This window comes from Reichenbachiella sp. MSK19-1, from assembly GCF_003590315.1.
GTDB lineage: Bacteria > Bacteroidota > Bacteroidia > Cytophagales > Cyclobacteriaceae > Reichenbachiella > Reichenbachiella agariperforans.
Map to the genome: position 1 here is coordinate 1,026,722 of NZ_MIER01000002.1, position 25,449 is coordinate 1,052,170.

Sequence of the window (25,449 nt, forward strand, 5' to 3'; positions counted from 1 at the left end):
ATTGATTATTTAGTCCCTCCGTATTCTAAGTTCTGCTCTATGGCCGTGTCTTGTGTTTCGAAGAGTGGGATTGGTAGGATTTCGTGTTTGCCTGCGACGAAACCTCTACTGGCCAATACTGTAGCAGCATCTCCCCATCTAACGAGATCAAACCATCTGTGTCCTTCGCCTGCAAGTTCTAGTCTTCTTTCTGCCTTGATGGTTTCGAAAGTAGCCGGCGTAGAAGCGAGACCTACTCTAGCGCGTACTGCATCTAGTAGTGCTTGTGCTCTGGCGGTATTGGAGCCATCTCTAACGAGTGCCTCTGCTTCCAATAGATAGGTGTCAGCTAGACGTATGTCATATAGGTTTTGCTCAAAGTTGCCTTCCATATTCCCACCTGTTGCTACGTTTTCTTGTCTCGAAGTGAATTTTTCGATAAAGAACCCTGTGTTTTGGTATCCTTTTTCGTAGGTAACTAGACCATTATCCTCCATGGTTTGTAGATCTGCGATAGTCTCACTATAGCGTGGATCACCTGTCATGGCTGCTTCGAGGCTAGGTGTTACTGGATTGAAACTCCACCCTGATACATAATCAGGAGCAGATGCATCTATGGCAGTGTACCCTCGTGGGTTGATCATGATGTTTAGCCAGTTGCCTTCAGCACATGCGATACATCCCCAGTCTCCCCATTGTCCTTCACTCGTGTGGTTTACAGAAAAGATTGATTCACTGTGATGTTTGTTGCTGAATATCCATAGGTCTCCAAAGTTGGGGAGAAGGCTATAGCCAAACTGACTTGTTCCACCTGGTGTGCCGTTTACTTCTGCAAATTGCTCTGCAGCTTTAGCGAAATCTTCTTGCCATAGGTATACCTTGCCTAATAGTGCTCTCGCTGCGCCTTCGGTAGCTCTACCACCTTCAGTTGCGACGGGTACAGTTGCAGGTAGGTCAGGTATTGCTGCGATTAGGTCTTCTATGACCTGAGTATATACTTCAGATGGGTCTACTTGTGGGATGTTTTTGAAGTCTCCTAGATCTGATGAAATGATCAATGGGATGTTTTCAAAAAATCTAACAAGATCAAAGTAGAAGTATGCTCTTAGGAACTTTGCTTCTGCTACGTATCTAGCTCTCAAATTATCATCCATATCTACATCTGGAAGATGCCCCAAAATAGAGTTGGCCCTGAAGATTCCTGAGTAACCTCTGTTCCAGAGGTCTCCTTGTGGACCAGTAGCAGGGTCTAGTGTATAGTTAGACCATACTTGTATTCCCGTGACATCATTGGCACTCCCACCACCAGCATAGTGGTCATCAGATGCAGAGTTAGTTGCGATAAATTTGTTGATCAGCCCATTGGACATGCCACCTACTTGGTCGTACACTGCGACTAGTCCTGCTAGTGCTTCTTCTGCGTTTCGGTAGTAGTTGTCTTCCAGCTCTGTTCCGCGAGGTTCGACCTCTATGAAACTGTCGCTACATGAGCTTACTATTAGTAGGCTCACTAGCATTAGGGTATATTTTATATGTATGAATTTCATTTTGCTTAATTTTTGAGTTTACTAAAAGTTCAAATTGATACCAGCCATAAATGATCTTGCTTGTGGATAGATACCTCTATCAATACTCATGGTACCGCCGCCTATTTCAGGGTCATATCCTGTGTAGTTTGTGAATGTGAATAGGTTTTCGGCTGTGATGTAGAATCTCAATCTATCTATACTGACTTTGTCCAAAATCGAACTCGGTAGTGAATATCCGATTTGTATAGTTTTGAGTCTAAAGTATGAACCGTCTTCTAGATAAAAGTCAGATGGATTGGTGAAATTTTTGTTCGGGTCACCATTTACTAGTCTAGGATAGTCGTTTGTAGACCCTGGCCCAGTCCATCTATTTAGTGCGCTAGATTCGAAGTTTGCATTCGCAACATCTAGTCTTCTGAGGCCTTGGAAAATTTCGTTTCCTGCAACGCCTTGAGTGAAAATAGAGAAGTCGAAATTTTTGTATTTCCCTCCGATAGTTAATCCGTAAGTCCAGTCTGGAGTAGGGTTACCTATAAAGTCACGATCTTCTTCTGTGATTTGACCATCGTCGTTGTTGTCTTTCCAGATGAAATCACCAGGCTTAGCGTCTGGTTGTATCACTGTGCCATCAGAACTCGTATGGTTTTGTACATCTTCAGCAGTTTGGAATATCCCTTGTTGTTTAAATCCATAAAATGAATTGAGGGCATGGCCTACTGCTGTACGTGTGATCGGGTAGGCACTTGCTTGGAATGTGCTCCCCCCTTCGAGATATTCTCTACCTGCGCCGAGACTTACTACTTCGTTTTGGAGATAAGAAACATTACCGTTGAAGTTTAACTGCAACTCACCAAGGTTCATACTGTATCCAAGTTCTACTTCAACACCTGTATTTTTCATGTCAGCCAAATTAGCTGCAGGGTTTTCGATAGCACCAACGTATCCAGGGATTGGATTACCCATCAGGATGCCATTGGTTTGTTTATTGTACCATTCTACAGTCAAATTGAGGTTTGAAATGATAGTCGCTTCGAATCCAATATTTAATTGGCTTGTCTCTTCCCATTTCAAATCTGGGTTGGCAGGTTTGTTTGGACTGACACCGTTTACATATGTACCACTGGTACCGAATGCGTAGTTTCTACCACCACCTACTGTCGATAGATAGGAGAAGTCTCCAATATTGTCATTACCTACAATACCGTATCCTGCTCTGAGTTTGAAGAAGTTGACCACATCATTTGATGGCCAGAATGACTCTCTAGAGAGTACCCATCCTGCTGATACGGATGGAAAGAAACCGTATTTGTTGTTTTCACCGAATCTAGATGATCCATCTCGTCTGACGACACCTGTCAGTAGGTATTTCTCTCCATAGTTGTAATTTACTCTGGCGAATAGTGAGCTAACTGTGTGTAGTTGACCTTCTGAACCACCACCAGTGATTTGGTCATTAGGTACACTGAAGTTCATAGAGGCATCATCAAAATTGGTAGCAGGGATGTCTCGATATGTTACGTTGACGTTTCTGGTGAAATTCTCTTGGTAGGCTCCTTGTCCCAATAGAACATTGAAAGTGTGCTCTCCGACAGTTCTTCCATATGAGATGGTGTTCTCTAGGTTGTAGTCGATACGTCTATTCATTGAACGGCTCATGGAGTTGGTGACGTTCTTTACCGAAGAGTTTAGGTAGAATACAGGAGTGAAATTTTCATCTCCCCAGAATGCGATTTTAGCTCCTACATTAGATTTGATTTTCAATCCTTTGATGAGTTCAACTTCTGCAAATACATTTCCGACGACATTGTCACTCCAGCTGAAGTTGCCAAGTCTTGTCTGGGTATATGCTAGTGGGTTGGTGAGCTCTTGACCAACAATGGTAGAGATACCGTATGGATTGCCATTGGCATCAGTGAGTACGCCTTCGTTGTTGTATGGAGCTTGACTGGCCACAGTAGGGTCTGTTTCTACTGCTGGAGTAATAGGGTCCAAGTTGATTGCTGAACTGAGCGGTCCACCGAATTCACTGTTGGTGTTACCTAATCCTATTGATTTGTCTTTAGCATAGCTAAGATTCTGTCCTATTGTTATTCTGTCTTTTATTTTGTGCTGTGAATTGACACGGACGTTGAATCTTTCATAGTTGGAGATATCCGAGACGACAATCCCTTCTTGATCCCAATATCCCAATGAGACATAATAGGTAGAAGCTGCATTACCACCACTGATACTTAGTTCGTGGTTTTGTCTTCTCGCATCGTCGTTGAAGATTTGATCTTGCCAATCTGTGCCTTCTCCGAGTGATTGTGGGTCACTGTATGGGATCGGTTGGCCTGCAGCGATAGCAGATTCGTTCATCAAAGTAGCATACTCTGTGGCGTTGGTCAAGCTAAGTCTGCGTGCTGGTGCAGAGGTTCCATAGAAGCCATTGTAGCTCACTTTGGTTCTACCTTCTTGTCCTTTTTTGGTTGTTACCAAAATAACACCTGATGCACCTCTTGTACCGTAGATTGCTTGAGATGCAGCATCTTTCAATACTTCGATAGAGGCAATGTCTGATTGGTTTAAGTACCCAATCCCTCCATTGTCAATGACCACACCATCAACTACCCAAAGCGGATTGTTGGCGTCATCATTGGTAGACGTGAAACCTCTAATACGAATAGTCGATGAGGCTCCAGGCTGACCAGAAGTAGAAGCTACAGTTATCCCTGAGGTTCTACCCTGAAGGGCTTGTTCTACTCGACTGATAGGCTGTGATTCTAGATCTTTGGCTTTGACACTAGAGATCGCACCTGTGACGACACTTTTCTTTTGTGCACCGTATCCTACCACGACCACTTCTTCTAGAGACTGAATGTCTGCTTGTAAAGAGACGTCTACTGTAGATCGGCTGCCTACAGCTACTTCTTGTGTGATGTAACCAATAAATGAAAAGCTTAATACTGCGTTTTGATCTGATACTGTGATACTATAGTTACCATCGAGATCAGTAACGGTTCCTTTGGTTGTTCCTTTGATCAAAATCGATACCCCTGGTAGTGTTTCGCCAGTTTCATCTTTCACTTGACCTTTCACCGTTGTGTCCTGTGCTTGAGCAAAGCTCCAGAGCAACGACAGGCTCAAAATCATCAGAGGTCGTACAGACCTCTTCCATAATTGTAGAGTTTGTAGTTTCATACTTTAGTCTTTAATAATTCAATTGATTCATGTGCTATTGCAGCACATTTACTTTCATATAGTATCAAAAGTATTTTTTCAATTAATCATATTTTAATTTTGATCTACGCTTAAAATACATCGCTATTTTTTACACCCACGTTTTTACTACTTCAGCTGTTTTAATTAGTTGTTTTACAGTTATATATGTGTTTTTTTATCAGCAGGTGTTGTGGGTTTTTTCGCTAGTTTATAGATGTTTTTTTAGACGTAAAAAACACGTGTAATGCTGTTTTTGAAGTAGTGATTTAGTACTGATTGGGTTCGGATTTTATGGATGTATGCTTTTGTTTCGATTTCTTATTTAGAGCAAGGAATTTGTGTTGTGTATGAGAGTAGAATTATTGAGGTGGCAATGATTTTGGAAAGGGGGAGCGTGTCTATTTTAGTGGTAAGGCTAGTTCAAAAAAAGAGGCTTAAACATATCAATGTTTAAGCCTCTTTTAGAGATTTAACAGGAGTGAAGGTTAGTCACATAAGGTGGTGGCTCCTGTGTTTGGTTTGTCAGTTTTGATAATGATGTGTTTTTGGCTTTTTTGATTCGATAGGACTTGGTTCAAAAAATCGAGAGATAGATCAAAGTCACGTTTGAATAACTCAGCACTGAGTTCGTGTCCTCCTCCGCAGTAGGTGTAGAGTTGACTGGTAGCGCCTAGTGAGTTGATGTGTTCGTAGATCGAGTGAGATCCGAAAAACATAAGCCAACCTGTAGCGTCGGTTGGACAATAGTGATGTGCTGCCGTCCCATAGGGTACAGTTCTGTCATTGCTACCATGAAACAACATCATTGGGATTAGGTTGTCTTTTTGGATCATGTTGAGATCCATAATAGCACCTGCTCCAGATATTAGACCTTTATATTTAAACCCTTTGGGTAATGGATCACCAGACCACCCCATAACTGATCTGTTCCAGTATTGGGCATGGAGAACAGTCTCAGCACCAGCACTGCTACCGGTGACGAATATTTTTTGAGTATCGATAGCCAATTGATCTGCATGATCTATGAGATAGGCTGTTGCAGACCACAGATCGTTGGCGGCATATTGCATGGCTTTGACTTTTTCTGAGGTCACTCCACCACAACTGAAATTCTTTCCACGCATGTATAAAGTGTAAGAAATGGTAGCTGCTGCATATCCATTCTGGGCAAGGTATCGGCAATAGGATAGTCCTCCTGTTCTATTGCCTCCTGAAAAACCACCACCATGTACGAATAGCACCAAGGGGTGTTTTGAGATATTGGATGTTTCGGGTAGGAAAAGATCCATCTCTAATTGGATGGAGTCGTTTTGGTAATAGGTGAGCGTTTGATGCTCCTGGGCAAAAACTGTGATGACCAGATAGGTCATCACAGTAGATAATATTATTTTTCTCATCTGGCCAAGATATCAGGAGTGTTAATTGATACCTAGTTTTTAATGAATTTTTCTCTTCTGATTTCTTTTCCAGACTTGATTTCTAGTATGTAGTGTCCAGATTTTAGTGTGCTGATATCGAATGCTTCGAACTCTTCTACTTTCATTTTTTTCTGTTCTAGCACTACGCTACCATTTATGTTTACGATTTTGAGGGAAGCGATTTTGTCAAAACCGTTCCATCTAATGTGCAAGGTGTCTTGGCTAGGGTTGGGGTAGATCAAGACTGGGTTCTGATCTAGGTTAGCTTCTGTAGATAGTACGTATGCTGAGAAATTGAACCAGTTCATGTTGAATTCTGGTTGGATGACTTTGATACGTAGTGTGCCACGACCTTCATTTAGTGTCATTTTGAGACTGATGGTTTGCCATGTCTGCCAGTCACCTGTGACAGGTACGTCGATGGTTTCACTGTTTAGTACTTGACCTGAATCGTCGAGCTGCTCGAAAGCCAACTTGCCTGCACTGCCTCCACTGGCTATTCGTGCTTCTACTCTGTAGGTGTCTGTAGCAGATACTGCGATGTGGTAGTCTAGATAGTCACCTGTGTTGGTGTAGCCTAGGTTCTCGCCACCGCCTGTATCGGTGGTCGTCTCATGTTCTAGTCCATTGTTGTAGTAGTAGTCTTCGGCTTCTATTTTGGCAGGGAGTAGAATATGTAGGGGCAGGTTGTTGGTGATGTGGAGCGCTTCGAATGTTGACAGGCTCGTTCCATCTGTAGCTAGTATGTCATCTCCAGTATAGTCTAGGCTAAGGGTGGTAGCATCGTTGAAGTTGCCATTTACTTCTAACACGAGTTGACGGTTATTGTCTGAGTCTATCATGACTGCTGTAGGCGTAATCGCTGTTTCTCCTGCCTGTAGAGTAAAGGCAGACGCATCGCTGATTGTAGATGCGTCTACCGTTTTGTTTACCGATAGGTATATAAGGTCTCCGGTCTCAGAGGTGTAGCCAGATTTAGCTTGGCATAAGACGTCACTTAACTTTTTTTTTAAAGTGAATTCAAGGTAGCTCAAATTGAAGCCTCCTTTTTCTATCATCAATTTTAGTTTTTGTGTCCCTTCATAGAGTACGACATCATCTGTGCTATAGACGTCCCATACGGTATATCCACCAGAATTGGGTAGTGATACCGTGCCTGTTTGGTTGCTGTCATCGATGTGAATACTGAATGCACTGTTGTCAGATCCAGAGGCGTAACGAAGGTCGATTTGGTAAACACCACTAGAGTCTACATCTAATGTATACACTAGCCACTCGCCATCTTCTGTCCAACCGATGTTGTATCCGTTAGACTCGCTGTCTTGGCTCTCCTGTATGTCTACTCCGTCGTTTCGATAGGTATAGCCTTGGTTCCATGTTAGACCTCCCGCATTGCCTGTTTCGTTCGTGTACTCTGCATCGTGGTAGGCAAATCCTTCTCGGCCTAGATCATAGTCTACGGCATAGATTCTTGTCGCTGCAGTTTTTGATAAGGTGTTGTCCTTGAATGGTATCGTTTCGTCACTATGAGGTTGGCGAATCATGGCATCTACTACATCAGGGTGGTAGACATTGTTTTCTATTTTGAGCCCTTCGGCTAGCTCCATGAGTGATGCGTAGGCATCTTCTTCTGACGGTTTGCCTGCACTGCCAGACCAATAGTTGAGGATGTCTTGGTAGCCTTGTTTTACTTCTACTTGTAGTGGGTTATTGCCTCCCATTTTCTTGAGAGGCCACCATGACCAGCCCATGTTGTTGGTTTCGAATAGATCTATGGCATCAGTAAACCATGCATTAGAATTTTCGCCAGTTTCGCCAAGCCAGATTGGAGCATTGCGGTTGTTTCGCATGTTGAGCATGCCTTGGATGGAGCCTTGATCATTGCCATTCCAGTATTTGTGAAAACTGATCGCAAGGTTGTTGTCCCATAGTGTGGGGAGACCAGTGTAGTTATTTCCCCAGCAGTTGCCTTCTATGATGATCATGTGGTTTTGATCCACCTCTCTGATGGCCTCTGTGACTCTTTTTTGTATATTCCAAAGGGCGGTATTTTTGCTCTCCGCACAGCCGTTTAGGTCTGATTCATGGTTTTCAAATCCCCAGTTGGGTTCGTTGATGATGTCATAAGCTCCTATGCTCGGTTCATCGGCATAGCGTTCTGCTAGTTTTTTCCACAGGGCTACCATCTTGTCTTGGTTGGCTGTACTTTCCCATAGGGAGGGTTTGCTAGGGTCGTAATCACTGATGTCAGCGTTTTCGCCTTGTCCACCAGGAGCCGCGTGTAGATCTAAGATCAAGTACATGTCGTTGGCTTTGACCCAAGAAACTAGGTCATCGACCATGTCAAACCCTTTTTCGTTCCAGGTGATTTGTCCTGCCACAGGTTCTTCTTCGATCGGTGGAGTAAAAAGTTTGTAATGCATAGGCAATCTTACAGAGTTGTAGCCCCATGATGCCATGGAGTCAATATCTCTTTTGGTACAGTGGTTTTGAAGCCATGCATCGTAGAATACCTCTTTTTTATCTTCACCAACTAGATCAGTGATTTTGGCTTCTATCTCGTGCTGCGCACCACTAGTTCGTAGCATGTACCCTTCTTGGAGCATCCACCCGCCTAGCCCTATACCTCTGAGTATGATTTCTTGGTCATTCTCATCTACGATCCGTTTGCCATCTGCTTTTAGGTATTGTGCAGTACTGCTTGTATAGCAAAATGCCAATAGTAAGATGAGGAGGGTAAATCGAAAGGAATGGGTGTTTTGAATTTGCACATTAGGGTGGGTGCATGACGTATTGCCTTGCGAGTAGAAGTCTTTCATAATTCGGATATTTTCTAATTACTTTGTAATAATTATGTTGCCAAAACGATTAAATCACTTGACAGATTCAAATGTATGTTGCGATATGAATTACATTGGCAATGTCAACCACATAAAAAATACATCATACCGTCGGATGCACTACTTTATTAGTACTTCATTTACAGTTATGATTCAGTTAATCAGTAGTTTAGGTTAAAATTGGTTTGAATGATTATTAGGGCGATAGGTTGTTTTTTGTTATTCGTTTTGCATGTTATTCCGTTGCATGCAGACACACAGTGGGCCGATCGTGAGGATACTGCTGCTAAAAAATGGCTCATCAAAGGGAAGTCTCGGGTGATACATTATGGCAAAACTGATTTTTCTTCAGATTCGCAGTTTTGGTGTATGGCGGAGGATGCTGATGGTGTGCTTTATTTTGGTAACAATGACGGTATGGTGATCTATGATGGCGAAGACTGGACACTGGTTAAACTGCCCAATGGTTCGACAGTGCGTGGCTTATATTATGCCTCAGATGGTTATGTCTATGTCGGTGGGTACAACGAGATCGGTAGGATCGATCAGGATCGATATGGTCGATATCAGTACGAATCGCTAACTCATGTACTCAGAAAAGAAGATCAGAGTTTTGATGATATATGGCAGATTGCTGAGAACAATGACTTTATCGTTTTTAGGAGTTTCAAACGGATCATAGCAATCAAGGAAAAGCAAGCGGTAACCTTGCCCGCCGAGGGTCGTTTCGAGCAGATCAGTGTGGTCAACGATAGACTGTACGCTGTAGATGCATGGGGAATCAAACGAGTGTCTCTGAAGTCCATGGAGATGGAAAATCTGGTAGAGGCTAATCAGTTTAAAGCAGAGGAGATTAGTGGTTTGTTACCAGGATGGCAGGCTAATCAATTGATAGCCTATACGAGAGAGGGTAATTCTTACCTGATCGATATTCAAGAAGGTACTGCTGTACATCATAAGAGCTATTTTGAGAATGGGTCTAGTGATCAAGTTTTCTGTGCAATCAAGTCTACCGAGGGACAGTACTATATTGGGACGATTAATAGTATGGTAAAGTCCTATGATTATCATGTGGATGATTCGAAAATGATTTCTTTTGACAATCTACAGGATCAGACGGTTTTAGACTTGTTTCAAACCAGAGATGGTAATATCTGGGCATTACTCAACTCAGGAATAGATTGTATAGAGATTTCGTCATCCATCTCCAAGATATTTGATGATGCAGCGGTCTATGATGCCACTATGTACAAAGAGAAATTCTATATCGCCACCAATCAAGGGGTTTACTCTGCTGCACTCACCAAAGATGATCAGACGCTGATACATCGAGATTTTAAGCTCGAGGATGATATGGAAGCACAGGCTTGGTCGCTGCATGTCTATGAAGATCAGTTGCTGATTAGTCATGATCGGGGAGTCTTGGTCTCTGATGGTCAGTCGCTCTACCATGTCGAAGGGACCAAGGGCATATGGCGTGTTATTCCTGTGAATGGCAAAGAAAACCTGTATCTAGCATGCGCCTATGATGGCTTGTATGTCATGGAGTATACTGCTACAGGGTACTTCGTATTTAGGAATAAAGTAGAAGGGTTTGAAATCTCGGGTAGAGATATTCTTCCAACGAATGCACCTAATACCTATTGGGTGTGTCATGGTTATCAGGGTGTTTACAAGATTAAAATAGATGATGGCTATCAGCGAACAGTCTCTTTAGAAAAATACACAGATCAAAATGGTCTACCGTCGGTTTACAACAACAATGTTCATATTTGGGGGGAGGACACGGTTTTTACTACAGTAGAAGGCGTGTTTGTTTACAATGACAAGCAAAACAAGTTTGTGTCTCACGAATTCTTAACCAAAACTTTGACCAAAGAGCGATTGATTCGGAAGGTCTTCAAGGAGGGGGACAAGACGTGGTTTGTCCAGGATGATCAAATGGGATATTTCATGAACGATGAAAAATCACCGACCCTGCACATGGATCTTTTCTTGTCCCTAAAGGGGAGTTATATGAAGAGCATGGAGTATATCATGCCTCTTGAACAAAATCAGGTTCTGGTCGGGACGAATGACGGTATGTTCTCTTTTGATCTAGGGGGCGTGAGTACTCCTATTGTGGGAGCTACACACTTCACCCAGATCATATACAAGGACGATACGGATAGTTTGGTGTATTGCCCTTTGCCGAATGGTGCGGATGATATCCTGCATTTACCCAATAGTACGAGTACACTATTGATCTCCTATGCCACGTCTCAGTTCAGTGCGCAAAAGGATGTGCAATACCGGTATCGGTTAGAGCAGATGGATAAAAACTGGTCAGAATGGACTACTGGATCGACTAAAGAGTATAGCTATCTGAAATCAGGGAAGTACAAATTTAGAGTTCAATCTCGCACCCCGCTCGGGGAAAAGGCAAAAGAGGCACAGTTTGTTTTTGAGATATTGCCGCTGTGGTATCAGACGACCTGGGCACGGCTTATATTCGTGGTTTTGGCGTTGATTGCGGCGGTACTGGTGCGTGGGGTAGTGAGACGAAAACTGCAAAGAACCCGACATGAAGCCAAAAAAATGAAAGCGGCGCTCGAACTGGAGATAGCGAATATCAAGTTGGAGAAGGAAATGGTACTCGTAGAGAATGATAAAAAGCTACTCGAAGAGGATTTGATCTACAAGAGTAAGGAACTCGCGAATTATACAATTTTACTGCTCAAAAAACGGGAACTTCTCACCGAGATGGCAGAGGAACTCAAAGAACTCCGGGGTAAGATCAAAATTGCGAGTAACAAAGAAATCATTCGTTCCCTCACCCGAAAGATCAACCTCAATCTCCAAGATGAAGAGCATCTCAACGTATTCGACACCAATTTTGAGCGCGTGCATCAGGATTTTTTCAAAGAGCTTAAAAACAACTACCCTAACTTGTCGCAAAAGGAGATACGCCTATGCGGTTTTGTGCGGATGAACCTGACTAACAAGGAAATTGCTGCTATTCTCAATATATCCGTGCGTGGCGTGGAGACCGCTCGGTATCGCCTCAGAAAAAACCTGAGTTTGGAGAAGGAAATCAACATGGTAGAGTTCTTAGAGAAACTATCTACCTCCGAGAGTAGTGAGCTGGAGAGCGCAGAAGAGGAGTACTTCAAGGATTGAGAAATGACCTAGCCGATAGATGAAACAAATCAAAGTACCTTTCTGGAATTCGCTCGTTAGCAGGGTAGGGTTAGTCTTTATGGGCTTGACTATTTTGGCGATTTTCGTGTCGGGTTACTTTCTCTATCAAGAAGCCTCCAAAGTAATCGTGTCACATAATCAGGAGCGAATTCAGCACACTTCTACTCTGGCCAAGGAAAATTTTTATGACCTGTTAAGGGTTGTTTCAAATGATATAGCAGTCATGACAGAGAACCCCTTAGTCAGTAGCTATATTGAAGTACCTAGTCAAACGAATTTAGAGAATATCCAGCAGCTCTTTCACGTGCTACTGACCAACAAATCGAATTACTTTCAGGTCAGATTACTCGATGTGGAAAATGATGGCAAAGAAATTATACGTTATGATAAATCTGGTAAACTGGCTCAGCAGATAGCAGATAGTTTGCTACAGTACAAGGGACGAACGAGTTATTATCAAGGAGCCATGAGTACAGGTAGGGGGCAGTATTACTTCTCAGAGATCAATCTCAATGAAGAGTTTGGAGTAGTTAGCGTGCCACATACGCCGACACTTAGAGCTGTGGGAAAAATATATAACGATATGGGAGAGCTACAGGCTTTGCTCGTGATCAATGTAGACCTGACCAGCTACTATCATAAACTCGAAGGACTGATGGCTACAGGGACTCAGCTGCTCATTACGAACCGACAGGACGAATACCTTTTTGCACCAGAGAAGGGCAAGTGTTTTGGCGAGCAATTAGGGACTGGACATTCGCTTCGAAATGATTTTAATCTCAATACTTGGCATTTGATTGCTGCGGCACCTGATTTTTCTTTCATGAGAGATAAAGAGGGTGTGAGTTATCTATACAATGTGGAAAAATTGGCCTATGCCAGAGGTCAGGAAATTTATTTGATTACACTCATGGAGCGTGCAGATCTTTTTGCTAGTGCACATTTGGTACGGACGCATTCGCTCCAGATTTTGTGTGGTATATGTGTGGTGTTATTGTTGTTCTTTGTCTTGTTGATGCGATTGCTGACTCGCCGAATAGGAGAGGTGACTGCTGCCATCACTGGTTATGAGCGAGTGGGGGTGTCCAGATCGACTCGTATACTTTTACCCGAAACGAGGAAGGATGAAATAGGTGTACTGGCCCGTTCTTTTGGTCAGATGAGAGAAAGAATAGATCGACAAGTTCAGGAACTGAAAATGGCTTTGGAAAGCGAAAAGCAAGCGATCACTGCGCGAGATGAGTTTTTGCAAAACATGAGTCATGAGCTCCGGACTCCTCTCAATGCGATTTTGGGTCTGTCCCAATTACTGAAAAAGAACAACCCTCGTCCCGAGCAAGAACCGATTGTGGATTCACTTAGACGGAGTGCTTCTAATCTGTCAGACCTGATGTATGATGTTTTGGATCACCAAAAACTCATGGAGGGTAAGGTGTCTGTCAAAATGAGTTCACAGAATATTGCTGAGATACTGGATGATATCTATGCTAGTTATCAATATGATGCACTCAATAAAAAGCTTGCTTTTGAACTGATGGTTGACGAATCACTGCATGGGCAATATTATATGACTGATTCACTGCGGATCAAGCAGATCGTGACCAATCTGGTGGTCAATGCAATTAAATACACCGAAGAGGGATCTGTTCGTTTGGTAGCAGAATATACGGATGGGGTACTTAAGGTCGCTGTTTCGGATAGTGGGGTAGGTATACAGTTAGAGAATTTGAAGCGTATTCAGGATAGGTTTTACCGAGAGGATGGGGTAGGAACGCAACGTAGCGAGGGCTTTGGTTTGGGACTGTCCATCGTCAAGCATCTGCTGGATTTGTTTGGAGGGGAATTGCGGGTACGGTCTGAATTAGGAGAAGGTTCTACTTTCGAGGTGCTAATCCCTATGTCACAGGTAGAGAGTGACAGTTCAGTTTCATCTGAAGATCTCGTTGTGTCTATGCTACCACAGTTGGATGGAGTTTATACGGTACTGCATCTAGAAGATGATGAGTCAGCCTTGCTACTGGTCAAATCTGCACTAGATAGGCCAGACCTATCAGTAGTACAGGTCACTAGTATAGCGAGTGCACTGGAGGAAATGAAAGCATCTCATCCGGCCTTGGTACTTAGTGATATGATGCTGGGTAGTCATGCTTTGGATGATGATATAGCCCAGCTGAGGCAGCAGTACCCTGACACGCCTGTGGTCTTGTTGTCAGCTTTTGAAATGGAGCGAATGATGTGTTTGAGTCCGTGGGCAATACAGAAACCCATCGATCTTGACCAGCTACTAGATATGGTGTATACCCGCTTAGGTGAGACAATATACGGCCTGCCAGAGTTGGCTTCTAGTTATGCTCAGTATGATAATGAGCCAGTGTTGATCGATCGTTTTTTGACGCTACTCATTCAAGAGTTTGAAACCTACATCCTGCGAATCACGGAAGCTTACCGTACCCAGAATCAAAAAGGGTGGGAAGCCATACATCATAAGCTCGTGACGCATATCAAAAAACAGAACCTTAGCGGGTTATCAGGGGCGATGTTGATGTCAGTAGTGGAGATGTCAGACGAGAGACTTGCATTGGTGGTCAATCACCTACGCTATTATCTGTGCTGTTACCGTGTCGAGTTGCTGACTAACTCAGTAAACTGATTTTATTCATGAGATCCTTTTCGTAACTGCTACTGATGGCGATTTCTTCACCTCCGACATGGATGTCGTTGTGAGCGATGGAGTCGATATGCTTGATGTTGACAATGCATGATCGGTGTACCCGCTGAAAGAAATTAGGGAGTTTTTGCTCCATCTCTTTTAGGGTCATGAGTGTCATGATTTTTTTATGTCCTAAATGGAGTTCTGCATAGTTGCCAGCAGATTTGATATAACGAACCTCTGTCATATCTACTTTGATGAGTTTATTGCCGTCTTTGATGAATAGTTGCGAATCTGATGTTGCGGGTGTTTGGTACTTTTTGACTTTTTGGATAGCCTTGAAAAAGCGGGTAAACTCGATGGGTTTGACTAGGTAATCTACAACCTGATCATAGTCATAGGACTCGGAGGCAAAATCTTTGTTGGAGGTGATCATTACTACAGCTGTGGCGGGGTTGATCAGTTGGAGGATTTCTTTGCCCGTCATATCAGGCAGATCATAGTCGAGCAAAACTAGATCAAAACTGTTTTGTGAAATTAGATTGACGGACTCAAAACCGCTGTTGGTCGTGGTGATATGCGTAATGTCATCCGTTTTGGAACAGAAATGCTGCAACAAGTCACAGATCAACGGATCATCATCTACTATTAAACAACGCATACTACCTTGGTCAATTAAATAAGTGGGTTCATCCAGCAAACCCTTTGTTTCATCCTTTCCTGATTTTATCAGAAGATAAAGAAAGTATAATTGGATAAGAAAATTAAAACTATGTCGGTAAAAGAACTATCTAACCAAATTGATTTGAGACTATCGGACTTGTCCGAGCGCTATGGTATGATGCTGCTGGAGTCGTCGATAGGGTTGGTGTATGTATGGTTCGGTGCATTGAAATTTCCTTCAGGTTTGAGCCCTGCAGAGGGACTCGCTGCTGATACCATGGATATATTGACCTTTCATCTATTGGATAAACAAGGATTGCTCTGGGGCTTGGCGAGTATCGAAGTGCTCATGGGGCTACTGCTTCTGTGCCGTATCCAGTCCAAGTGGGTAGTATTGGCACTTCTTCTTCATATGTTGGGAACATTGTCTCCGGTGGTTTTATTTCCTGAAGTGGTTTTTGATCGTCCTCCTTTCGGTTTTAGTATCGTCGGTCAGTATATCACGAAGAATGTCATCATTATCGCTGCTGCGCTCGTGATATACGCAAAGAAAGTAAATAGATAATCGTCATATTAATAGTGCTAGTAGTGTTTTTTCAGGTGTCAGTGTAGTTTGCTGCTGACACCTGAGAGGCTATTAAGCCAAATTTTTTTACATTCTTAAAACCATTGACGTTCTTCATATTTGTCTCTTGTCTTTCAGTCTTTAGTGTAAAGCATCATGCTTTTAGGAGGAATGCCTATATCGATAAATCGGCAATTAACCGATTGATAGCAGTTTAATAGCTGTTAGTTTTGCAGGGTAGCAGTCGACCTGAACTAGTGAAGTTGAAAAAAAACCATCAAGAGCGCATGATAATAATGACGTTTTCGTTGGGTTATGAGTAGAGAAAAATTAAGGAAAGACTTATGTTGAAAGAAACAATAAGTATTGAGACGAAGGGCACGGAATGGAAAGGTTTGTTTGAAGAACAAACTCAGCTGTATCTAAACGATGTGTTTGAGAAAAGACCTGTTCCTGTAGCTTTGCGGTCTCGTGTGATCTGTGAGTTACGTATCTACCTAGGGTTGTTACTAGGGGCTAAAGTACAGGAACACTATACCGAAGAAGTAGCGTTAAGGGTTATTCAGGAGTATATGCGAGATATCCATGATACTGTGACTTGGCTGGGGATGTCTTACCAGGATGTAGTCCAATTGACAGCTGATAGGCATGATTTCTATTTAGCAGGCTTATTTGATGAACCGAACGGAGAGGCGTTTTTGCGTCATATAGGATTACAATGGTTTCAGTTTCCATTGCAGACCATAGAGGATGATGTGCGTCCTTCTGACTATGACTTTTCCTACTACTATTCAGATATACCTTTGGTATCGCATATCTTGTTTGAGTTGACACCTAAGGTTGTACAGTCGATGGTGGATGGCTTTAAGCCTCAATGACTAACGCAACAGGTCTACTCAGTACTCACAGTAGACCTGTTGCGTTAGTCACTGCCTCATGATTCTATATTGTCCGTTTCGTTGTTGTTTCGATCTTTGAGTAGGAACTTACTGACCTCAGATCGTAAAAGTTTAGCTATTTCACTGAGTTTGTGGGATTTGTCGTTGTAGTTGGTCATCCCAGAGACAAGTTCATTGGCACTTGCTGCGACTTCCTCGGTTCCAGCAGCTGTTTGCTCTGCGATCACGACCACATTTTCTATGGTTTGCACGATCTGGTTGATGTTGTCCGTCTGCTCTTTGGTAGCTTTCAATATTTCCTCCGAATAACTCAAGGTCTCGTTAGAGGCTTGACTGATATCTTGAAAAACGATAGAGACTTCTTTAGAGGCAGTAACACCTTTTTTGACACTCCCGCTCATGATTTCCATCAGGTTTGCCGCTTGGATGGTGTCATTTTGAACATCATCGATTAGCTTTTCGATTTCTTTGGTAGATGATTTAGAACTCTCTGCTAGTTTTCGAATTTCATCAGCTACTACCGCAAAGCCTCTGCCTGCATCTCCAGCTTGTGCTGCTTCTATCGCTGCATTGAGGGCAAGAAGGTTGGTTTGATTGGCGATGTTGGAAATCACCCCTAATACACGATGAATCTCAACGGATCGCTCTTTGAGTACATTCATGGATTGATTGGTCTGACTAGAATAGTCAGAAATTTCAGACATGCTTTCAGACACATTGTCTACCATGATTTTACCCTTCTCACTTCTCTTGTTTCCTTCGTAGGCTACTTTGTTGATGCTTTCTGACTTTTCAGCCATAGCATCTGCTGCTAAACGTATACTTTCTACGATAGTGGATGACTCATCGACCTTGGATACTTGAGTCTGAGCCCCATTACTCATTTGAGAGATGGCAGAGGCGATCTCTTCGGTGTTTCGCGTCATCTCTTCACTAGAACTGAGCATTTCTGATGAGGATAACTCAATCATGTTGGCACTTTGGGTGATCTGATGTAGGAGGTCGTTGAGATTATTTAGGGCTAGGTTAAAATTCTTGGTCAAACTGAGGATTTCTCCTTTGGCATCTTCGTCTAGTCGTTTGGCTAGGTCTCCATCTGCCATGGATTGTGCGATGGCATTGATGGCGTTGATAGGAGAGGCCACTACATCAAACAGGTTGTTGATCGACTCACTGAAATCTCTCCATTGTCCTTCTTTGCTACTTGTGTCAATGCGAGCACTGAAGTTACCCGACTCTACTGCCTCACGAATCACATAGTTCGTATCGTCTATAGAGCTGTTTAGGTTTTCGTTTTGCGCTCTTAGGCCTGCATTTCGATTTTTTACCTCAGCTACTGCCTCGTCTAACTTGGCCTGTAGTTCTGCTTTCTGAAGTTTGGTTTGTTGTTTTTTATATCTCACATAATAGGTCGTCCCTGCGGCAATGGATATGATGACAAGTAGTCTAAACCATAGGGTTTCCCACCATGGAGGAGTGACGGTAATGATGACTGAGGTGCCTTCTTCGTTCCACACCCTGTCGTTATTAGAGGCTTTGACATGAAAGGTGTAGGTGCCTGCAGGTAGGGTAGTGTAAGTCGCAGAGGTTTGGTTGTCTATGTAGTTCCAGTCTTCGTCTATGCCTTCCATAAGGTAGGCGTAGCTGTTTTTTTCAGGGCGGGTGTAGTTGAGTGCGATAAACTCAATAGAGAAGATGTTGTGTGTATAGTCTAGATGAATCTCTTCTGCTTCGGAAATGTTTTTATTCAATATTGCTCCGTCTTCATCCGATGGTACGACTGATTGGTTGAATACTTTGAAGTCTGTGAAGGTAACTTCTGGTATAATCGGGTTTTTCTTAATTTGGTCTGGATAGAAACGGTTGAACCCATCGCTACCTCCAAAAAACATCTCGCCCCATGAAGTCGTGATAGAGGCTCCCATATTAAAGAAGTTGCCCTGAAGACCGTCTCCTTTGTCGTAGGAACTCATTTGAATTTTTGCTTCTTCGCCTTGACCGATGAGCGTAGTTTTTGTTAGGCCATTGCCAGAACTGATCCATAGATTGCCTTCCCTGTCTACTTCCATAGATTTGATGGCATTGCTCGGGAGACCACTTTCTTTATCAAAGATTCTAAAAGAACCACTTTCTGGAATGAAAAGGTTAATGCCTCGATTCTCTGTACCTACCCAAAGTTTTCCTTCTTTAGTGAGTAGGATATTTGAAACCGCATTTTCACTTAAACTATTCGGGTCTTCAGGGTTATTGATATAGCCTGTGGAGGTATAGGAGCTTTGGGAGCGATCCAAAACAAGATAGTGAACACCGTTGCTCGTACCTAACCATAAATTGCCATTAGAATCGGTTTGCATGGCACGGATGTATCTACTAATATTTGTGGCAGTCTCATCCTGAGAAGTAAAGTGTTTAAAAGTACCAGTGGATAGGTTGAAGTAGTCTAATCCAGTACCCCATGTGCCAATCCAAAAGTGGTCTGGGTGCAGATTATCTTTGATTAATGAAAATATATTGTCACCGCTTATTGACTGTGAGTCAATCGGGTTGTTGAGGTAGGTGGTGAATTTCTTTTTTTTTGTATCATAGTAGGTTAAGCCTCCAGCCCATGTACCAATGAGGACATTGTCATAGTCATCTACTATTAGCTTCAGGATGGCATTATTAGGTAGGCTATTCGGATCATTCGGGTCATGTTCGAAATGAGTCAATGTGTTAGTCGAGATATCAAAGTAATCCATGCCATAGCCATCAGCACCTATCCATAAGTTGCCTTTTGAATCTTCTGCAAAGGTGTTGACGGTACTTTTGGTCAATGTGCTTTTGTCATCGATCACTTTAGTAAATGCTTTTTGATAGGGGTCCATTAAATCCAAACCTTTGTCAAAACTACCTATCCACACACGTTCATTGCTGTCTTGTATGATGGACCAAATGGAGTTCGAGTGAATGCTTGATGGATTGGATGGGTCAGGCTTGAGATGGGTAAACTGCTCTGACTGGATATCAAGGATGTCTAGACCACCGTTTTCCATTCCTATCCAGAGGTTGCCCTCTTTGTCACTCATGATATCCAATATTCGAATCAGGTGTAGGGAATTTTCGTCTGGTTTTGGTGTGTAATGCTTGGTGGTAAAGTTGTTTCCTGAATCGGTAAGCTTGTAAAGCCCTTTGGCCCAGCTACCGAGCCAAATGTTACCGTAGATATCTTCGCTTGCACTTTTGATGTTGAGGTTGATTTCGTCATGTATGACTTCCTGGATTTTTCCATCTGTATTCATCATGAATGCATTGGCACCTACAAACCACATCCTGTTTTTTGAATCTTCAAAAATGAATTGAATGTCTTCACCATCTAGGTGACGACCTATTAGTTTGTTGGTTTTGGCATCTAGTACGTCTATACCATTGTTGGCTACCCATACTTGGTCTTTCGAATCACAAAACACGTGTGAAGCATACCAATTAGAAATACTGTAGGGATCGTTAGGGTCAGGAGTGAAGTTAGTGAAGTTGTGATGCGCTCTGTTGTAGCGACTGACACCTCCTCCATGAGCAATCCACAGGTCACCATCACTGGTCTCATCAATGTAGTTGATGTAGGGGTGTTTGAGGCTTAGGCTATCGTTTTTGATGGGTTCAAATAAGTCATACTTGAGACCGTTGTACCGGTTGAGTCCATTTCGTGTTCCGATCCAGATATAGCCCTGATGGTCTTCAAAGATTGCCGTGACGTTGTTGTCGGACAGACCGCCAATGTTTCGGAATTTGTACTCGTTGTGTTGCTGCGCACTCACGGAGAGTACTGCGAGAAGTAAAATAAGTGTCAGCTTTATGCTTAGGCCAAACCATCTTTCATGCATCATTTTTCCCATGTTGTAGTCTATACTGCTTTTAATTTAGACAATAGTTACTAAACAATCTGTTTAGTCTCGATACTATTGACCCATATCGTGTTGGAAATCAATACTACAATGAAATCTAAATTAGTTGGGATAGTGGGTGGAATATTCGATGACTGTTTGGATTATATCTCCAGTCTCAGAATGTTTTCGAAAATAGAGAAGATGCTCGGTACCACCAAGGGTTGGCTCTAGAATATTTTGAGAGGAATAGGAAGTGTACGCTTCATAGTGAGTCCATCGCGTGACTATGCCAAGACAAAGGATCGCATACCAATGGCACTCATCTCGATGGTTTCGTTGAAGAATGTCAACTGATCCTGAGTCTCTCGTAGCGCCAAGGTATAGAGCATGGGGAGGTAATGCTCGTTGGTAGGGATGGACAGTAGCGCTTCCGTGCCAAGATTGGCATAATGGATCAAAGACTGATGGTCTTGGTTTTCGATCATGCTTTTGATGCGCGAGTCAAATGCTAGCGCCCAGTCGTAGGGTTGATCTGAGTTCCATCTGGCTTGACGCAAATTATGAATGCTGTTGCCGCTCCCTACGATCAGGATGCCTTTGTGTCGTAGCGCTTTCAATTCCTCGCCTAGGGCATAGTGAGCGGCTGGCGACATGTGGTGATCCAGACTGAGCTGAAATACAGGTAAGTCTGCCTTTGGAAACATCTTGACGAGCACGGACCAAGTGCCGTGATCGAGACCCCATTCGTGATCTTCCTCCACGGTATGCGTTTTGACTTGCTGAATGAGCAGGTGAGCTGCCTCTGGGGCTCCAGGAGCGGGGTACTGCACCTCGAATAGCTCCTTTGGGAATCCCCCGAAATCATGGATAGTCTGTGGTTTGGGAGCCATGGTCACCAAGGTGCCGCGTGTCTGCCAGTGGGCGGAGATGCAGAGGATGGCTTTGGGCTGTATGCCCTCGGCCATCTTTCGCCAGTTGGCGGTGGTTTCATTCTCTAGGATGGCGTTCATGGGGTTGCCATGCCCGACGAAGAGTACAGGCATTCGCTCCGTACTAGCAAATCCTGAAGCAAGGCTATCGAAGGATTGGAGGTTCATCCTTAGTCCGAGAACAGTCCAGAACTCAAATAGCGATCCCCACGGTCACAGATGATCGAGACGATCGTAGCAGGCTCGGTGAGGGTTTTGGCGAGTGCTACGGCAGAGTGCATCGCACCGCCGCTACTCATGCCAGCGAGTATGCCCGTTTCTTTGGCGAGACGCTTGGTCATGATGACTGCTTGTTCTTTGCTCACGTAGAGGATCTCGTCGACACGTGCATCGTCATAGATCTCTGGGAGAAACTCCGGAGACCATTTGCGGATGCCCGGGATACTGTCGCCTTCCTGTGGCTGTACGCCTATGATCTGAATGTCCTTGTTTTGCTCCTTGAGGTACATGGAGTTGCCCATGATGGTACCTGTCGTGCCCATGCTGGAGACAAAGTGAGTCACTTTTCCTTCGGTGTCTTTCCAGATTTCGGGCCCTGTCGTGTTGTAGTGGGCGTGGTAGTTGTCGTCATTGGCGAACTGGTTGAGCATGACGTATCCTTCTTTCTCCACCATTTCGTCTGCGATGGTACGAGAGAGTTCGATGGTTCCTTCTTCTGGGGTCAGGACTACTTTGGCGCCATAGGCGGTCATCGTATCGATGCGCTCCTGTGTGGAGTTTTCGGGCATCACGAGGGTGATATCCATGTCAAAGGATGCCGCGACCATGGCCAGTGCGATACCGGTATTGCCACTGGTCGCCTCGACGAGTTTGGTCTCACGGGTGATTTCGCCGCGTTTGAGTGCCTCGTTGATCATGAAAAATGCCGGACGATCTTTGACACTCCCTCCCGGGTTGTTGCCCTCTAGTTTGCCGTAGATCTCTACGTGATCGGGGATCTCAGGGAGCAGTACTCTGACGAGGGGCGTGTTGCCGATTAAATCACTGATATTTTGAGCTGACATAAGTTTTGCTTTCTAAATTGGTTTTGAACGAACGGATCACAAACGGGTTGGGTTCTAGACCTGCATTTATACTGAGGCTTTGATCAACTGCGACTCGTGCGCGTAGTACACGCGGCTGTTGGGCTCGACGCTACTCGTCAGCCAGACATTGCCGCCGATGATGCTGTTGGCACCTATGACGGTACGACCGCCGAGGATCGTTGCTCCGGCATAGATGACGACATTGTCACCGATGGTAGGGTGTCGTTTGGTGAGCGCCATCTCTTTGCGTACACTCATGGCACCTAGGGTCACGCCCTGATATACCTTGACATTGCTACCGATGATACAGGTCTCGCCGACCACTACTCCAGTCCCGTGATCGATGCAGAACTTACGTCCGATCTTGGCTTTTGGGTGGATGTCAATCGAGGTACGCACATGGGCGTATTCGGTGAATATCCGTGGCAAGTAGGGGATGTCTAGTCCCAGCATCACGTGCGCAATGCGGTAGATCGCTATCGCGAAAAATCCAGGGTAGGTACGGATCACTTCTTTGCGGTCTATGGCTGCAGGGTCACCGCTGAGGATGGCTTCTGCATCTTCGATACACAGGTCGTAGATGTTTTCCAGCTCGCTGAAGAACAGCTGGCATGAGCTGAGTGCAAAGCTTTTTTCGCAAGCCTCGGTTTTGAGGAGGAGGTCTTCGAAGAGCTGTTGGATGGCTTTGTACTCCGCGTCTATTTCTGTTTCGGTCTTGAAGCGGATGTTGTTGAGCTCGGGAAACAGAAACTGCAGCAATCTGACGATAAACTGGTCTATTTCCTTCTCGCCCGGTAGGGCCTTGGGCACGTTGTGTGCCGCGGATATTTTGTCAAAAAACGATTTGTTCATATTCTCTCTAGGTGTCAAACCTTGCAACGTAAAGGTAAAACTAGTGTTTCGATTGTGAAATAAAATGCTATTGCTTTGAGTTCCTTACTTTTTTTGAGAAAATGACAAGCTACCGTGGTATCTATCACCTCTGTGGTAGCTCATAACCTCCCTCGTTTGTCATTCCGACGTAGGAGGAATCTAATCGAGTCTAGCCTTTACGATCTGTAGGGATCATCAATTCACTCCTGAATTTCTTCATTGAGGAATCGCCATTTAGGATTGGTGGTGGCGATCAAAGCTTCCTTTTTGGCTCTGCGTCATTTCTTGATTTCTTTTTCTCTTTCGATGGCGTGGTTTACATATTGGTGCCGCTCCCAATGAACCAAACGATGACAGTAGTACCTTTTGGCGAAAGACGACTGGTTTTCTCGGTTCTCATAGTGCTGATCTATTCTAATCATCAAATCATTGGTCATTCCTACATATAGAGATGACTTGTTTGGATTGGTGGTGATATAAACGAAATAATTGTGGTTCACCTGTCTAACCTGTCAACTTCTGTAATAATACAATACAGTTGATACCAGTGGACACTCAATCACTTACTTTGCGTTAGGCGCACGGTGATTTTAATGGATCATTTGAATCACGGCATTTTTGCCACTGACTTTCCAGTCGGGTTCTTGGAGGTCGAGTAGTTCCGACTGTGAAGCCGATAGCCCTGTCTGTATATCGGACTTGAGCGTGCGGATGCAGTAGGTCGGATGCGTCAGGTAGCTACACAGTGGAGCGGAAGGCTGTGTGGGAGGGATGACGCGGTCTTCGAAGAATCGGCGATAGTTGGCGTCTCCTTTGGATAGGAGTAATGCGTGGGGGGTGATCAGCCCCTCTGGGAGTTGGGTATAGTGCGTAGGGCTCGTCCATATCGGATGGTGCTGCAGGATGATCTGCTGTCGGTCTATTTTGTTTTGTAGACTCTGGGCAAAAGCTCCTGCTTTGTTTTCGAGTAGGGTATCTAGCAAAGCACCAATGTCTTCGCGTATCACATCGGACACGAAAATAGGGGCGGATTTGAAGTGTAGTTTGACTTCATGCCCGTATCGTTCTACGAGGTGATTGACGAGCAGTAGGTCACTGAACAGCTCCATGCCAGCATTGTCCAATATCACATCGACATGGGTGGCTGCCTCACAGTCGTGGACTAGCGCAGCTCTATCGTCTAGCAGTAGCTTAATATCGAGTTCTGAGCCAGACTTCAACTGACTAAGATCGGACTTGTTGCCGTGTAGGCTGTGCAGTACAAAATCCTGTGTATCCCAGGTCTGGGATGCCAATAGGTTAGGGGCTAATGCTGCTACGTTTTGATTGAGGTCTTGTGCTTTGATCTGTGAAAAAGGATCGATACCCAAGGAGTCATAGTCTACCAAATGCAGGATATAGGCAAACAAATATACCTCTGCATCGAAGAAGGGAAGGGAGAGTAGCAACTGTCCTTCGTACTGCTGATAGAATGTCTCCCAGAGTGGATTGTGCTCGTGAATACGGGTAATGGTTAGCGTCTCTAGAGAGGTTTTGAGTTTTTTGAGCCGTTGAGAGAGGGTGTCCGGATATAGATTGCTGGCGAGCACGTCGTTCAGGATTTTAGGATAACGAACACGAAAGGTCATACCAGCAAAGGTGTGTGGGTCGATGGGGATCTGAGGATAGTCACTTAGCATGACACAAAGATAGATAGTATTGTAAGGAAAAGGTGCTCGTGACTATGCACAAAAAAAGGTCATCACTTCAAATGATATAGAAGTGATGACCTTTTT

16 protein-coding genes are annotated in these 25,449 nt (G+C 44.0%); 5 read left to right on the forward strand and 11 right to left on the reverse strand.

Annotated features, from left to right (window positions below):
• Positions 1 to 5: 5 nt before the first annotated feature.
• The 4 genes from BGP76_RS04360 to BGP76_RS04375 all read right to left on the reverse strand — a co-directional run bounded on the left by BGP76_RS04360 (position 6) and on the right by BGP76_RS04375 (position 8,946).
• A complete protein-coding gene (locus BGP76_RS04360; protein ID WP_073118997.1) occupies positions 6 to 1,526 on the reverse strand; it encodes a RagB/SusD family nutrient uptake outer membrane protein in 1,521 nt (506 codons plus the stop codon).
• A gap of 21 nt (positions 1,527 to 1,547) precedes the next feature.
• On the reverse strand, positions 1,548 to 4,688 hold the full coding sequence (locus tag BGP76_RS04365) for a TonB-dependent receptor (protein ID WP_084190295.1): 3,141 nt from the start codon (positions 4,686 to 4,688) through the stop codon (positions 1,548 to 1,550).
• A gap of 506 nt (positions 4,689 to 5,194) precedes the next feature.
• Positions 5,195 to 6,106 carry an alpha/beta hydrolase gene (locus tag BGP76_RS04370; protein WP_119843740.1) on the reverse strand — a complete coding sequence of 304 codons (912 nt, stop codon included), beginning with the start codon at positions 6,104 to 6,106 and terminating at the stop codon, positions 5,195 to 5,197.
• Between the two features lie 32 nt (positions 6,107 to 6,138).
• Positions 6,139 to 8,946, reverse strand: coding sequence for a carbohydrate-binding protein (locus BGP76_RS04375; protein ID WP_119843741.1), 2,808 nt, complete (start codon positions 8,944 to 8,946; stop codon positions 6,139 to 6,141).
• Between the two features lie 210 nt (positions 8,947 to 9,156).
• Here BGP76_RS04375 and BGP76_RS04380 point away from each other — a divergent pair, with 210 nt between their 5' ends.
• Together BGP76_RS04380 and BGP76_RS04385 are read left to right on the forward strand one after the other, a co-directional pair.
• Positions 9,157 to 12,126, forward strand: a complete 2,970-nt coding sequence (locus tag BGP76_RS04380; RefSeq protein ID WP_119843742.1) for a triple tyrosine motif-containing protein — start codon at positions 9,157 to 9,159, stop codon at positions 12,124 to 12,126.
• 19 nt (positions 12,127 to 12,145) lie between these two features.
• Complete coding sequence (locus BGP76_RS04385; RefSeq protein ID WP_119843743.1) at positions 12,146 to 14,797, forward strand: ATP-binding protein; 2,652 nt, start codon at positions 12,146 to 12,148, stop codon at positions 14,795 to 14,797.
• Here BGP76_RS04385 and BGP76_RS04390 read toward each other — a convergent pair.
• Positions 14,781 to 15,458, reverse strand: coding sequence for a LytTR family DNA-binding domain-containing protein (locus BGP76_RS04390; RefSeq protein ID WP_119843744.1), 678 nt, complete (start codon positions 15,456 to 15,458; stop codon positions 14,781 to 14,783). The two genes, BGP76_RS04385 and BGP76_RS04390, sit on opposite strands and share 17 nt — an antisense overlap.
• Positions 15,459 to 15,569: 111 nt before the next feature.
• On the opposite strand from BGP76_RS04390, the gene BGP76_RS04395 reads away from it, so the two are divergent.
• Together BGP76_RS04395 and BGP76_RS04400 are read left to right on the forward strand one after the other, a co-directional pair.
• Positions 15,570 to 16,025, forward strand: coding sequence for a doxx family protein (locus BGP76_RS04395; protein ID WP_119843745.1), 456 nt, complete (start codon positions 15,570 to 15,572; stop codon positions 16,023 to 16,025).
• A gap of 344 nt (positions 16,026 to 16,369) precedes the next feature.
• Entirely contained in the window at positions 16,370 to 16,903 is a 534-nt protein-coding gene (locus tag BGP76_RS04400; RefSeq protein ID WP_119843746.1) for a hypothetical protein, read from the forward strand.
• A 56-nt stretch (positions 16,904 to 16,959) separates the two neighbouring features.
• On the opposite strand, the gene BGP76_RS04405 is transcribed toward BGP76_RS04400, so the two are convergent.
• Positions 16,960 to 20,787 carry a two-component regulator propeller domain-containing protein gene (locus BGP76_RS04405; RefSeq protein WP_158584046.1) on the reverse strand — a complete coding sequence of 1,276 codons (3,828 nt, stop codon included), beginning with the start codon at positions 20,785 to 20,787 and terminating at the stop codon, positions 16,960 to 16,962.
• Between the two features lie 108 nt (positions 20,788 to 20,895).
• Here BGP76_RS04405 and BGP76_RS20495 point away from each other — a divergent pair, with 108 nt between their 5' ends.
• A complete protein-coding gene (locus tag BGP76_RS20495; RefSeq protein WP_255416062.1) occupies positions 20,896 to 21,018 on the forward strand; it encodes a hypothetical protein in 123 nt (40 codons plus the stop codon).
• Between the two features lie 53 nt (positions 21,019 to 21,071).
• Here BGP76_RS20495 and ygiD read toward each other — a convergent pair whose 3' ends face one another.
• The 5 genes from ygiD to BGP76_RS04430 all read right to left on the reverse strand — a co-directional run bounded on the left by ygiD (position 21,072) and on the right by BGP76_RS04430 (position 25,353).
• Positions 21,072 to 21,884, reverse strand: a complete 813-nt coding sequence (ygiD, locus tag BGP76_RS04410; protein WP_119843748.1) for a 4,5-DOPA dioxygenase extradiol — start codon at positions 21,882 to 21,884, stop codon at positions 21,072 to 21,074.
• Positions 21,885 to 21,886: 2 nt separating this feature from the next.
• Positions 21,887 to 22,780, reverse strand: coding sequence for a cysteine synthase CysM (gene cysM / locus BGP76_RS04415; RefSeq protein WP_073118977.1), 894 nt, complete (start codon positions 22,778 to 22,780; stop codon positions 21,887 to 21,889).
• 66 nt (positions 22,781 to 22,846) lie between these two features.
• Positions 22,847 to 23,653, reverse strand: a complete 807-nt coding sequence (locus BGP76_RS04420) for a serine O-acetyltransferase (RefSeq protein WP_084190292.1) — start codon at positions 23,651 to 23,653, stop codon at positions 22,847 to 22,849.
• A 299-nt stretch (positions 23,654 to 23,952) separates the two neighbouring features.
• The gene (locus BGP76_RS04425) at positions 23,953 to 24,174 is read right to left on the reverse strand and encodes a GIY-YIG nuclease family protein (RefSeq protein WP_370453773.1); all 222 of its coding nucleotides are present in this window, start codon (positions 24,172 to 24,174) and stop codon (positions 23,953 to 23,955) included.
• Between the two features lie 90 nt (positions 24,175 to 24,264).
• Positions 24,265 to 25,353 (reverse strand): ARMT1-like domain-containing protein, encoded by a 1,089-nt coding sequence (locus BGP76_RS04430; protein WP_119843749.1) that lies wholly within the window; start codon positions 25,351 to 25,353, stop codon positions 24,265 to 24,267.
• Positions 25,354 to 25,449 lie beyond the last annotated feature (96 nt).